This window comes from Aeromonas sp., from assembly GCF_050633025.1.
Classification (GTDB): Bacteria; Pseudomonadota; Gammaproteobacteria; order Enterobacterales; family Aeromonadaceae; genus Aeromonas.
The window spans coordinates 17,553-30,290 of sequence record NZ_JBODRQ010000033.1 but is presented as its reverse complement, the minus strand read 5'-3'; the positions used below and the strand labels follow the sequence as shown (position 1 = coordinate 30,290).

The window sequence follows — 12,738 nt, the reverse complement described above, 5'->3', positions numbered from 1 at the left end:
CAGATAGCACGGGCGCATTGCCGCCTCCGCAGCCCATGTGCTGGAGCAGGATGCTAGGGCGCATCGCCGAGATCATCAAGGTCTCCCAGCTGACATGAACCATCGCTATCCGCACTCTATGGTGTCGCAATAAAAACGCCCCCGAGATGCGGGAGCGTTTTGCTATCTCAACGGTTATTTGAAAACGCGGAAACGGGTAGTGTCGTCGATAAAGGTCTTGTCACCGGCCGGTTGCTTGATGCTGCCAAAGGGCATCTGGGCACGCAGCAGCCAGCTGGCGGGCAGGTTCCACTCCTTGCGTACCGCCTCGTCGATGAGGGGGTTGTAGTGTTGCAGGGAGGCGCCGATCTTCTCCTGGGCCAGGGTGGTCCAGACCGCAAACTGGGCGATGCCGGTGGCATGTTCCGACCAGATGGGGAAGTTGTCGGCATAGAGGGCGAATTTTTGCTGCAGATCCTTGATGACGTCGGTCTCTTCGAAGAAGAGTACGGTGCCAAAGCCTGCACGGAAGCTGCCATCCACCTTGGCTTCGCTCTGGGCGAAGGCCTCCGGCGGCACTATCTTTTTCAGCTCGGCTTTGACCATGTCCCACAGCTTGTGGTGTTGGGCGCCAAAGAGCATGACGGCACGGGAGCTTTGGGAGTTGAAGGATGAGGGGCTGTGCTTGATGGCATCCTGAATGAGGGTGGTCAGCTGCTCCGGGGTATGGGAAACCTGGTCACCCAGGGCATAGATGGTACGACGTGCTTTGATCTGTTCGATAAACGGACTGCTCATAACGTCTCCTTGTTCTGCTTGGCGTTGCGGTCGCTGAGGGGCAGTTTGTCCAGCACCGACCGAGTCAGGTATAGACTATAACACCCGCAATGTAGCGCGGGGCTAACCCGGGGGAACGCGCTGTCAGCCGTTGATCAGTTTCCGTTTGAGGATCTCGATCTTTTCTTAGTGTTGTAAATGTTATTTAAGCGGTGTTGAACTGATATTAATCAGCGATTTATTGCCCTTTATCTTCCACAATCCCGTTATGTATCCCTCTGTTCGGATGTCCTGTGAGCCGCCCACATCTCAACAAACGTTACTATGTGCTGGCCCCCCTCTCTGCACTGCTTGGTTTGCTGGTCCTGATCGTGACGATCACCATGGCCATTGCCAGCTATCTGCGGGATATCGATATGACGGTATCCGGTTTTGGTCACATGGCCTCCTCTGTTGAGGCGTCCCTGATCCACGAGATGGTGAAGGTTAATGAGCGGCAACTGGCGGTGCTGGAGGATTCCCTCGACAAGGATAAGATCGCCCGCGGCGAGTCGGCCGACTCCCCCATCTGGGCTATCGCCCATCAGATTAAACCCGGCAATCACTACATCTACTTTTACAACCTGAAAACGGATCGTATCGACAGCTACCCGGCGTGGCTACCGCCCCCCGGTTATCAGGCGGCGCTGCGACCCTGGTATCCGGTGACCATCATGCCGGGCGACGAGCCCGTCTGGCTGGGCCCCTACCCTGAATACCAGACTCAGAAGCTGATACTCAGCCTGATCAAACGGGTGCGGGACGAGCAGGGGCAGTTGCTGGGTCTGTTGATGGTCGACATGTCATTCGACTCGCTGCAGCAGGCGCTGCAGCGCACGGTCGGTAGTAATCAGGCGGCACTCTATCTGACCTTGCGCGACAGTGATCAACTGGTGGTGGGTAGCAATATGGATCTGCTGGCTACCCATACTATCAAGCAGGATCAGAGCCAGCAGTGGCTCGGCCTGGATGTGTTGTGGCATGGGACTTATATCAAGCGCGAGCTGGCGGATATTGGCTGGGATCTCAATATCTATCTACCGCCAGTGCTGTTTCGTGACAGCCTCTATGAGGCGTTGCAGATGGTGGTTTTGCCATTGATCTCCCTGTTTGCCATCTGGTGTTGCACGCTGAGTCTGCTGGTTCGGATCTTCCGCCAGGAGCAGGCACTGGTGTCGGGTTCACTGACCGGTATCGTGTGCAATCTGGAGAGCTCTCCCCCCATCACCAAGGCCAATACCTGGTTTGTGCGACGCAGTCTGAACGAGATCGATCAGGTCAGGGCCAGCTTCCTCAAGGGGCAGGATGCGCTGTTGCGGGACCCTCTGACCGGTATCATGAACCGGCGTGCCTTCGAGCAGCACAAGGCGGCGCTGGAACAAAGGGGGGAGCGCTTCTGGCTGCTGCTGTTTGATGTCGATCATTTCAAGGGGATTAATGACAGTCAGGGACATGCTGTCGGGGATCTGGTGTTGTGCCGGGTGGCCAACTGCCTTGCTGATGTGCTGGGGGTGAGCGCGGTTTACCGGATTGGTGGTGATGAGTTTGCCGCTTTGCTGCAACCGCCACAGGATGAGTTGGAGGAGAAGCTTGGTTGCCTGCTTGAATTGGTGCGTCAGCAACAGTGGCGTGAACAGCGTGTGCCGATTACCCTGAGCGCCGGCGGTGCCTGCCATTCTCCTGCCGCGGGCCCTATCTTCGAGCGGGCTGATGCTGCCCTCTACCGCAGCAAGGAGGCTGGCCGGAACTGCTGGCACCTGGCTGAAGGGGTGGCAGAGGCCCTTGACTGACAGCTTTTGTCCCAGCACGCTGACTATTCGACAGGACGTGGCTGCCAGGTTATCGGTCACTTTGTCGTGACTGTCTGGCTCAATGTTAATTTTCACGTTTTAATTCAATCGCTTGATTTTACTCTTCCATTTTTGGCGGTGGCCGTGCGGCCATTGACTGTCGCATCCCTCATTTCTGCTGGCTGGCGAACCCCGTGGCGCTTTGTATAGTGCCGCTGAATATTAATCAGGTTTGACAGGAGTATCCATGGAGATGAATTCGCGTGCTCTTCGCGCACTGGCACTGCTGGGCACCTTGCTGGCTGGCAGCGCCACCGTGCATGCTTCCGAGACCCTCAATACCATTCTGGGTGGCGGCGCAGGCGGGGGCGCTGGGCGGTGCCGCCATCGGCAAGAGTGTTGGTGGCGATACCGGTCAGCTGATCGGCGCCGGGGTCGGCGGGGCAAGCGGTTCGGCCATCGGTGCCAAGACCGGCGATGGCCACCAGAGTCAGGATCGCTATTACGATGATGATGACCACCATCACAAGCACCACAAGAAGTACAAAAAACATAAAAAGCACAGATGGCATGACGACGATTGATGCGTGTGCAGTGAGTGCGGAAGATGCAAAACGGGGCCTGTTGGTCCCGTTTTGCATTGTGTGGTCACTCGATTTTGCGGCGACTCGCTCGTGCGGTTACACCAGCCGGTGCTGGCGGCGACCGGCGGCAAAGGCGTTGATGTTGTCGATCAGCTGATCGGCGAGACGCTGCATCGACTCTTCGCTGGCCCAGGCCACATGAGGGGTCAGAATGAAGTGAGGGTATTGCAGCGCCTTCATCAGGGGATGGTCGGGAGGCGGCGGTTCGACGCTTGCTACATCGAAACCGGCGCCACCGAGGCGGCCGTTGGCCAGCGCCCGCAGCAGCGCCTCCTCATCCACCAGACCGCCGCGGCCGACGTTGATCAGCAGGGCGCCCGGTTTAATCAAGCCCAGCTCCCGCTCGCCAATCAGGTTGCGGGTGTAGGGGGTGAGCGGGCAGTGCAGGCTGATCACATCCGAGCTTTGCAGCAGCTCGTCGAGCGGCAGGCGATCTTCGTCGTGGCTGCCACCGATCTGGCTCTGGGCGTAACGCACCGTCATCCCCATTCCCTTGGCCCGCTCGCCAAGCGCCTGTCCCAGAGTTCCCTTACCGATGATGCCAAGCTGCTTGCCGTGCAGATCCATGATGTTGTGATCGAAGAAGCAGAACTGGCCGCTCTGTTGCCAGCGCCCCTCCAGCAGCGACTGGCGCCAGCAGAAGAGGTTGCGCGACAGGGCCAGCATCAGCGCCATGGCGTGCTCCGGCACCGAGGGGCCCGAGTAATTGCGGATATTGCACACCCCGACGTTGGCGGCGCGGCACGCCTCCAGATCCACGTTGTCGCTGCCGGTGGCAGCCAGGGCGATGAGTTTGAGCTCCGGCAGCTGGGCTAGCTCGGCGGCGCCGATGCGTACTTTGTTGATGATGGCAATACTGGCATCTTTCAGCCGCTCCACCACCTGTTCCGGGGTAGTACTTGGATAGCTTTGCCAGTGGTGGGGGAAGTCGGGATGATGCAGGGTGATGCCCGCATCCAGGGTATCGCTGTCGAGAAACACAATCTGCTGCATGGGCCTTCCTGCCATTGTTCAGGTTCGAGAGGCCATGATGCCAAAGAGGATGCAGTCAGGGCCAGCCTGCCGCTGTGTCATGGCTGGGCTTTATCCGGCAGATGTGAGCTTGCGCGCTTTATTGCGCCACGGTAGCGGCCGGTTAGAGCCAGCCAAGATGGTTGAGCCAGCCCTGAATACGGCTGGGGGTCTCCTCCAGCGCCATCAGGGCGTAGGGGCGATAGTTGAGTTTGTTGCTGCGCCGGCTCTCGCTTCTGCGGGCCTCGGCGGCCAGCAGGGGCCAGCGACCGCCATCCTCCTGATAGAGGTCCAGGGTGGGGATGGCCGCCTGAGCCACCTGTTTGGCCAGGGTCTGGTTGCTCTGCTGGTTGGGGAAGAAGCCATCGAGCAGCACCAGCGCGTCGGGGGCGGGCAACTGTTCGCTGGCGATAAGGTTGGTGGTCCAGGCGGCGCCGGTACCTTGCGCCAGGATCAGCTTGAAGCCCCCCTCCTGCAGCTTGGCATCCGCCAGTTTGCTGATCCGCTCGGCAAATTGCTTGCGAAATTCATCGCTGTTTTTCGCTTTTTTCTCTGCAGCTGGGTCCAGTTCGGTCTGTTGGGGGGAGGGGAGCAGCAGCAGGGTATCAAAGCCCAGTCGGCCGAGGGCGCGAGTCAGTTGCCAGAGCTGGCCGCTGCGCTGCCAGTCGGGCAGTAAAATGGCGAGCCCCAGATAGTTGTCGCTATCGTGCTTGGCAAACAGCACCCTCTGCTTGTCGATTTGGGTGGCATCGGGCAACCCTTTCCAGTCGCTGGCTTGCCAGTGGTCGAGGGGCATTGGCTCGGCAACGGGGGGGGCGACCTCGCTCGCCTCTGCCCCATGGCCAGCCAGCAAGGTCAATAACAGCAGTGATAAGGATAATCTGGCCATAGTGTGCTCCCCCGGTTATCTGGGTTAGCGGCGGCGGCGCGATTTTCTGAAGGGGGAGTATCGTGCCGTTCGGGGGAGGTTGCGAGCTCCCCTATCGGTGGCGGTGTGAAGAGAGACCGGTCAGCTGCTTGTCGTGCAGGCGCGAGAGCAATAACTGGGCGGTTACGGCACCGATCAGGGCGAAGAACATATCGGATTGGGTATCCCAGGGGTCTCCCTGGGTGCCGAGAAACTCGTCTGCCCCCTGACCCAGCGCCAACGCCGCTCCCCACTCGATAAATTCATAGGTGGCGCTGATGGCGAGCACCACGCAGACCACCAGAAACGCCAGCATGCGGCCTCCTTGCACATAACTGCCGCGCAACAGGATCTCCCGACAGGCCAGGGCAGGTACAAACCCCTGAAAGAAGTGACCAATCTTATCATACGGGTTGCGGTTCAGGTCCAACCACTGCTGTAGTTCGAAGCCGAGTGGAACGCGGGCGTAGGTATAGGCGCCGCCGAGCATCAGGACCAGAGCATGAAAGAAAATGCAAATATAGAGCAGGCTGGTGAGGGGAAATGTGCGATGGGTCAGGATCAGCAACGGGATGGTGATGATCACGGGGGCAATTTCCATCAGCCAGGTGGTCTGATCGTAAGGCTGCCAGCCCGAGAGCAGCAGCAGGAGCAGCGTGGCCAGCAGCAAGAAGATTTTGGTGGGCAAGGTCATATGGGCAATCACTCTGGCAAGGGGGGAACCGATGGTACTATTTAGCCATGTTGGCGTACAAAATACAGCTGCCAGGATAACCCATCATAAAAAAAGCGAGCCGGAGGCTCGCTTTCTTCGTTCAATGCATAGCGGTCAATTAGTTGACGCGACGCTTGAATTCGCCGGTGCGGCTGTCGATTTCGATCTTGTCACCGATCTCTACGAAAGCGGCAACAGCCAGCTCGTAGGTAGTGCCTTTCAGACGGGCAGGCTTGGTCACTTTACCGGAGGTGTCGCCACGGGCAGCCGGTTCGGTGTACTCAACTTCGCGCACGATGGTGGTCGGCAGTTCTACGGAGATGGCTTTCTCGTTGTAGAAAGTCACTTCACACAGATCTTCCATGCCGTCTACCAGGTAGTTCAGCACGTCACCCAGGTTGTCTTTCTCTACGTCGTACTGGTTGTACTCGGTGTCCATAAAGACATACAGGGGATCGGAGAAGTAGGAGTAGGTGCACTCTTTACGCTCCAGCTGAACTACGTCCAGCTTGTCGTCGGCCTTGAAGACGGTCTCGGTAGCGCTGCCGTTCAGCAGGCCCTTCAGCTTCATTTTGACCACGGCGGAGTTACGGCCGGATTTGTTGAATTCAGCCTTCTGAACCACCATCGGCTCGGTGCCGATCATGACTACGTTACCAGCGCGGATTTCCTGTGCGGTTTTCATGTAAAAAATTCCTGTTCGTGAAACGGACGGATAAAAACTGCCAGATTATATACGGCTTTCCAGAAATTTCACCAACCTCGTGACGAGATCCCCATCCCGGAGCAGCTTCTGTGACCAGAGTCGCCCATGTTGCCGCCAAATCGCGCTGTATTGCGGCCATTGGGCCCAGAGTTTGCGGCAATCTTCACCACGGTTGAGAGCCAGATTGAAGCGGCGCAGCCATTGGCTGCACTCGGCGGGTAGATCGGATAAGTAGTGGTCAAGGAACTGCTCCAGCTTGACCAGATGGGCCTCCTCTTCCTGTTGGTAGATATGCCAAAGGAAAGGACGTGCAGCCCACTGGGCCCGCACGAAGGAGTCCTCCCCACGCACCAGATTGAGATCGCAGCTCCACAGCAGTCGATCGTAACCGGACTGATCGGTCATTGGCAGCAGCTTGATGGTGAGGCTGCCCGAGTGGAGCAGATCCCCCGCTTTGGCCGCAGGGATGGCATCTGCCAGACCGGCGCCGGTGAGCACATCGTTGAGAGAGCGCCCCAGCGGCAACAGCAGGGTGACGGGCGTGGTGCTTTGGCACCAGCTCTCGACCAGACTCTTCAGCGCATCGCTCTCGTAGGTAAAGAGGCTGACCCGCAGCTCGTTCTCTTGTTTTGGCGGCAAACCGATGCTGGCCCAGTAGGCTGCCGGTTCCGCTTCATCTTGTTGCCACTGCTCCCGTTCGGCGATGAGGTCGTGCTCGCACAAAAGGCCGCCGGTTTTAGCGGTAAAGCCCGGGAAGAAGAAGTATTTGTTGAGGCTCTGGTTGCCAACTCGCTGTGGCGAGGCGAGGCCGTGGCAATCCTCGACCCAGCTCTCTGCCGAGAGGTACTCCAGATTGATCCAGCAGGGGGGCTTGGGTTGGCTCTCCATCAGTTCGGCCATTCGTTCAATGAAGGGGGCGGGCAGTTCGCAGGCAAAGGCCTCGATCACCACTCTGGCCGGTGTCATGTCGGTCGGCAGGGTCTCATGCCAGTGCTGGATATAGATGCCCTCAACCCACTGGCCATCCTGCGCCGGGTCGATTCCCGGACTGATGCGGGCGAAACTTGCCAGATCGTCCACCCAGAGCCGCACCTGAACATTATTGCCATGTGCCGCAATCTTCCCCTCCCGCTTTAGCTGACGGGCGAGTCGCCAGGTGACGCCGATGTCGCCGAAATTGTCGACGACGCAGCAGAAGATGTCCCAGTCAAACGGGGGCAGGGGAGTTGTCATGGCGCGGGATCCCAGATGCAAAAAAACCGGTGCGCAGGGTAGCACACCGGTTGACTGGCTTCTAACCGTCAGCGCGTGACGGCGGTCTGTGGCAGGTTACTCCTTGCCGTAGACGTTGTTCTCTTGCTCGCGCACCCGGATAAAGGTGGTGCGCTTGGTGAGCTCTTTGAGCTGGCTGGCACCGACGTAAGTACAGGTGGAGCGCACGCCGCCCAGAATGTCGCGCACGGCGTTCTCGACCGGGCCGCGATAGGGCAGCAACACCATCTTGCCTTCGGAGGCGCGATACTCGGCAACGCCACCGGCGTGCTTGTCCATGGCGCTGGAGGAGCTCATGCCGTAGAACTTCATGAAGGGCTCGCCGTTCACATCGACGATTTCGCCACCGCACTCCTCGTGGGCTGCCAGCATGCCACCCAGCATCACGAAGTCGGCGCCGCCGCCGAACGCCTTGGCGACGTCGCCCGGGCAGGTGCAGCCGCCGTCACCGACGATCTGACCGCCGAGGCCGTGGGCCGCATCGGCACACTCGATGATGGCAGAGAGCTGCGGATAGCCAACGCCGGTCTTGACGCGAGTGGTGCAGACAGAGCCCGGGCCGATGCCGACCTTGACGATGTCGGCGCCGGAGAGGATCAGCTCTTCGACCATCTCGCCGGTCACCACGTTGCCCGCCAGAATGACGTGGTTGGGGCAGGCATCGCGGATTTTGCGCACGAACTCGACGAAGTGCTCGGAGTAGCCGTTGGCCACGTCGACACAGATGAAGCGCAGCGCCTCTGACATAGCGAGGATTTGGCGAGTCTTGGCGAAGTCATCCGGCGAGGTGCCGGTCGATACCATCACGTGGCCCAGCAGGGCCGGATCGGTTTCGTTGACGAAGGTTTGCCACTGCTCAAGGCTGTAGTGCTTGTGGACTGCGGTCATCATCTCGAAGCCGGCCAGGGTTCTGGCCATGGCGAAGCTGCCGACGGTATCCATGTTGGCGGCGATAACGGGTACGCCTTGCCATTGGGTCTGAGTGTGTTTGAAGGTGAACTGACGGGTCAGGCTGACTTGGGAACGGCTCTTGAGAGTAGAGCGCTTGGGGCGGAACAGGACATCCTTGAAACCGAGCTTCAAGTCTTCTTCGATACGCATTACAAATTCCTTATTGAGCCTTGTTGAAAGTCACTTTTGCAGTGGCAAATTTTCGGCAGGCGCAAAAAAACCGGTGGTTTTCAGGGCCTCCGGTTTACAACAGTGTAGGCAAAAATCCCTCCAGAACAAGACTGATAATTCACTCATTGTTGTGGTAGCCTTTGGCGTCACAACCTGAGGTTAACTACCAGCTTCATCCAGCACCGCCCGGTGCCTTGCTCCCCGTCGATATTTTCGCCCGCTTGGACCGCCGTTCGGCCACTCCTTGTCATCTCTCTCCCGACCCGACAGGCATTATCCAAGTAACTGAAATAAATCGGATTGACCCATAATGGGACTGTGGTAGATCTGGGCGCAGGCTTGACAAGGCAGGGCAGTAAAATGGGCAAGATGATGGTGGGGATCACCCTGATGCTGGCACTGTGTGGCAGTGCGCTGGCAGAGACCCCGACCAGCTATGGCTGGATCGAGAAGGGACTTATTTTGCCTACCGGCGTGGCGGTGAAGATGAAACTCGACACCGGGGCGCTCACCTCTTCCCTCGATGCACGCGCCATCACCAGATTCAAACGGGATGGCAAGCCCTGGGTGCGCTTTATGCTGGATGTGATCGATGCCGACAGCGGTGAGCGGGTCAAGCAGCAGTTCGAGCGTCCGGTGGAGCAGAGCGTGACTATTCGTGGCGCCGGTGGAATCGAGCAGCGGCCAACGGTGACCATGTCCATCTGTCTGGGGGACAAGGTGTATGAGGAGTGGTTCACCCTGCGGGATCGCAGCAAGATGATCTATCCGGTGTTGCTGGGCCGTCGCCTGCTGGCGGAGTTGGGCCCGGTGGACTCCAGTCGAACCTTTACCGTGCAGCCAGATTGTCATTGAAAGTAAAGAGCCCGCATCGCGAGCTCTTTACTTATCGCTTATCTTGCCGGCGGGAGCGGGAGTAACACGCTCACCTCCAGCCCCCCTTCCGGCCGGTTGTGGACATCGAGGTCGGCGCCGTGCAGCTGGGCGATACGCGAGACGATGGCCATGCCAAGGCCGACGCCATCCCCCTGCTGGGGATTGACTCGAAAGAAGCGTTCGCACAGCCGTGACAGCGCAGCGGTCGGAATGCCGGGGCCGTTGTCGCTCACATCCACCCTCACCCGGTTGCCCTCTCGCTGAACTCGCACCCTGATCTCGCCCTCTGGCTGGGTGTAGCGCAGCGCATTGTCGATCAGGTTGCTGAACAGCAGTTCGAGCAGGGTGGCCTGCCCCATCACCAGCTGCGGCAATTCACACTCCAGCGACAGCTGCTGATCTTTTTTGAGGGCGATGGGAGCAAGCGTTGCCAGGGTGCCTTGCAGCAGGTGGCCCACCTCCAGCTCGGTTAGTACCAGTCCCTGTTGGTTGTCGATGCGGGCCTGGGTCAGCAGCTGGCGGATCAGCCGGTCGCTGCGGTCGAGGGCCTGCAGCATCTTGTGTAGCGACTGCTGGCGGCTCTCCTCATCCTCGGCGCTCAGGGCATTTTCACTGTGGATCCGCAGCACCGCCAGCGGGGTGCGCAATTCGTGGGCCGCCTCGTTGGTGAACTGTTTCTCCCGCTCGATGGTTTCGGCCAGCGCCTGCATCAGGCGGTTGATCTCGTTGGTGAGGGGGGTCAGCTCCTGAGCGCTTATCTTGAGGCTGAGCGGGCTCAGGTTGGCGGGGTGGCGCTCGCTGATCGCTTGCGCCAGCTGGCGCAGGGGGGCCAGACCTCGGGTGATGAGCCACCAGAGCAGCACCAGCAGAAAGGGGAGGGTCAGCAACAGGGGCAGCATGGTGAGACCGGCCATCTTGCTGGCCAGTTCGCTGCGCTCGTCGTCCCGCTCGGCCACCACCAGCCAGGTCTGCTCCTGCTGGTTGTAGAGAGTGAAGGTGCGCCACTGGTGATTATCTTTCTCGACCGTGTCGAAGCCGATAGCCAGGGTGACCAGCGGCTGATCCGGGGCGCTGGGGGCGCGCAGCAGCAAGCCGCCCTTTTCATCGAGCAGCTGGAAGTAGAGATTGCGTTCGAACTCATGGCCGTAGGGGGTGATCTCCCGATCCTCGCCGGTCAGGTTGAGGCCGGGATCTTTTTGCCACTCGTCGGGATTTTGCGCCTCCCACTCCTGATAGACAGTGCCGTTGGCGGGCAGCTGCCCCTGCTGGGCCATGTAGCGGGCCAGCAGCTGGTTGGTGATGCGTGCCGACTGGGCGAGGCGGGCATCAAACAGCTCCTCCATCTCGTGGCTCGCCTCCATGTAGCCGATAAAGGCGCTGATGGTGAGACTCAGGCTCACCAGCGTCAGGATACCGGTGAGCAGAAAACGGCGAATGGAGCGGGGGCGTTTCATCGTGCGGGTGTCCGGCTTGGCTGTTCGAGCTGGGGAATGATGTAGCCGACCCCGCGAATATTGCGGATGAGGTCGCTGTAGAACTTCTTGCGCAGATGGTGGATATGCACCTCTACCGCGTTGCTCTCGGCCCCTTCATCCCAGCCGTAGAGGCTCTGTTGCAGCTGATCCTTGCTCAACACCCGGCCGCTCTGGCTGATCAGCTCCTGCAGCAACTTGTATTCATGGGGGGTGAGTTTGACCGCCTCGCCCTGATAGGTGACCTGCTGGGATTCGGGATAGATAAGAATATCGCCATACTCCAGTACCGCCTGAGCCTGCCCCTTGCTGCGGCGAACCAGGGCGCGCAGGCGGGCGTTGAGCTCCTGCAGGGCGAAGGGCTTGACCATGTAGTCGTCGGAGCCGGCATCGAGGCCGACCACCCGATCGTCCAGCGCATCGCGGGCGGTGAGGATCAGCACCGGCAACTGGTGTCCTTCACGCCGCAACTTGCGCAGCAGGCTGAGGCCGTCGATGTCGGGCAGGTTGAGATCGAGGATCAGGGCGGCGAACTCGTCGCTCTTGAGGGCTGCCAGAGCGGGCAACCCCTGTTGCAGCCAGTCCACCGTGTAGCCGCTATGGCGCAGTGCATCCTGCATACCATCCCCCAGCATTACATCATCTTCTACCAGCAGGATCCGCATTCTTTTCTCCCTGTTTGTTGGGTGTGGCGATCTGGCTCAGCGCCAGAGCGTGCCGTGGCATAAACAACCCTGCCCACCAGTATGCAAGCTGGTGGGCAGAGTTTAAATAGTTCTTTGATCCATCAGGGTTTTATAGCTTGGCCAGCCGATCGCGGATCTCCATTCTGCGCCCTTCGTCGGCCACTTCGCGACCCGGGCGGGCCGGGGCGGCCAGCGCCTTGTCGAGGTAGGTTTTGGCCTCGGCCTTGCGACCCTGATCCAGCAGGAAATCGCCATAGAAGAAGTTGGGGTCTATGCCATCTGGATTGATGGCCAGCGCCTGCTTGAGCAGTTGCTCCGCCTTCTCGTCATCGCCAAAGCCGACCGGCCAGCCGGGCACCTGATAGTAGAGGGAGCCCAGGCTGGTATAGGCGGAGCCGTCCAGCGCCTTGGGATCCTGCTTGAGCGCCAGCTCCAGCTTGGCCTTGGCCTCTTTCACCAGACCCAGTGCCCCCAGCCCCCCTTTGGCCCCCGCCCAGGTGCTCTTGACGATGGCAGACCAGATCAGCAGATCGGCGCGAAAAGGCTCCTTGGCGCTGGCCGCTTCGGCCTGGGTGCTCAGGGTTTCGAGGCAGCTCTCTTTCGCCTTGCCGGTCTGTTGATACAGGCAGACGGCCCACTGTTGCTGGATGGGGACGAGGGCATCACCCGCGGCCATGACCGAGGAGGACCCCAGCAGGATGGCGATGGCACAAGAGGTCACTGATTGACGGACAAAATTCAT

Annotated in this window: 12 protein-coding genes and 1 pseudogene; 3 read left to right on the top strand and 10 right to left on the bottom strand. The window is 59.7% G+C overall.

All coding sequences use genetic code 11. From position 1 onward, the window contains the following. Positions 1-174 precede the first annotated feature (174 nt). Complete coding sequence (locus ACRAUW_RS06870) at positions 175-777, bottom strand: nitroreductase family protein (protein ID WP_431361676.1); 603 nt, start codon at positions 775-777, stop codon at positions 175-177. Between the two features lie 272 nt (positions 778-1,049). Here ACRAUW_RS06870 and ACRAUW_RS06865 point away from each other — a divergent pair, with 272 nt between their 5' ends. Continuing rightward, entirely contained in the window at positions 1,050-2,585 is a 1,536-nt protein-coding gene (locus tag ACRAUW_RS06865; RefSeq protein ID WP_431361675.1) for a diguanylate cyclase domain-containing protein, read from the top strand. A gap of 247 nt (positions 2,586-2,832) precedes the next feature. Further along, positions 2,833-3,169 (top strand): annotated as a pseudogene (locus ACRAUW_RS06860) (hypothetical protein). Positions 3,170-3,265: 96 nt separating this feature from the next. Here ACRAUW_RS06860 and ACRAUW_RS06855 read toward each other — a convergent pair. The 6 genes from ACRAUW_RS06855 to ACRAUW_RS06830 all read right to left on the bottom strand — a co-directional run bounded on the left by ACRAUW_RS06855 (position 3,266) and on the right by ACRAUW_RS06830 (position 8,941). Then, positions 3,266-4,222, bottom strand: a complete 957-nt coding sequence (locus ACRAUW_RS06855) for a D-2-hydroxyacid dehydrogenase (protein ID WP_431361674.1) — start codon at positions 4,220-4,222, stop codon at positions 3,266-3,268. Positions 4,223-4,364: 142 nt separating this feature from the next. Beyond that, positions 4,365-5,129 carry a DUF3530 family protein gene (locus ACRAUW_RS06850; RefSeq protein WP_431361673.1) on the bottom strand — a complete coding sequence of 255 codons (765 nt, stop codon included), beginning with the start codon at positions 5,127-5,129 and terminating at the stop codon, positions 4,365-4,367. 91 nt (positions 5,130-5,220) lie between these two features. Then, positions 5,221-5,841: a DUF2238 domain-containing protein gene (locus tag ACRAUW_RS06845; RefSeq protein WP_431361672.1), complete on the bottom strand. Its 621-nt coding sequence runs from the start codon at positions 5,839-5,841 to the stop codon at positions 5,221-5,223. Positions 5,842-5,980: 139 nt separating this feature from the next. After that, positions 5,981-6,547 (bottom strand): elongation factor P, encoded by a 567-nt coding sequence (efp, locus tag ACRAUW_RS06840; RefSeq protein ID WP_431361671.1) that lies wholly within the window; start codon positions 6,545-6,547, stop codon positions 5,981-5,983. Positions 6,548-6,592: 45 nt separating this feature from the next. Next, on the bottom strand, positions 6,593-7,801 hold the full coding sequence (earP, locus tag ACRAUW_RS06835; RefSeq protein WP_431361670.1) for an elongation factor P maturation arginine rhamnosyltransferase EarP: 1,209 nt from the start codon (positions 7,799-7,801) through the stop codon (positions 6,593-6,595). A gap of 96 nt (positions 7,802-7,897) precedes the next feature. After that, positions 7,898-8,941, bottom strand: coding sequence for a GMP reductase (locus tag ACRAUW_RS06830; RefSeq protein WP_075112264.1), 1,044 nt, complete (start codon positions 8,939-8,941; stop codon positions 7,898-7,900). A gap of 381 nt (positions 8,942-9,322) precedes the next feature. Here ACRAUW_RS06830 and rloA3 point away from each other — a divergent pair, with 381 nt between their 5' ends. Then, a complete protein-coding gene (gene rloA3 / locus ACRAUW_RS06825) occupies positions 9,323-9,817 on the top strand; it encodes a retropepsin-like aspartic peptidase RloA3 (protein WP_431361669.1) in 495 nt (164 codons plus the stop codon). Positions 9,818-9,855: 38 nt separating this feature from the next. On the opposite strand, the gene ACRAUW_RS06820 is transcribed toward rloA3, so the two are convergent. From ACRAUW_RS06820 to ACRAUW_RS06810, 3 genes are all read right to left on the bottom strand, one after another. After that, on the bottom strand, positions 9,856-11,292 hold the full coding sequence (locus tag ACRAUW_RS06820) for an ATP-binding protein (RefSeq protein ID WP_431361668.1): 1,437 nt from the start codon (positions 11,290-11,292) through the stop codon (positions 9,856-9,858). Beyond that, complete coding sequence (locus tag ACRAUW_RS06815) at positions 11,289-11,975, bottom strand: response regulator (protein ID WP_005335091.1); 687 nt, start codon at positions 11,973-11,975, stop codon at positions 11,289-11,291. The genes ACRAUW_RS06820 and ACRAUW_RS06815 overlap by 4 nt, the downstream gene beginning before the upstream one ends. A 130-nt stretch (positions 11,976-12,105) precedes the next feature. Then, the gene (locus tag ACRAUW_RS06810; protein ID WP_431361667.1) at positions 12,106-12,738 is read right to left on the bottom strand and encodes a tetratricopeptide repeat protein; all 633 of its coding nucleotides are present in this window, start codon (positions 12,736-12,738) and stop codon (positions 12,106-12,108) included.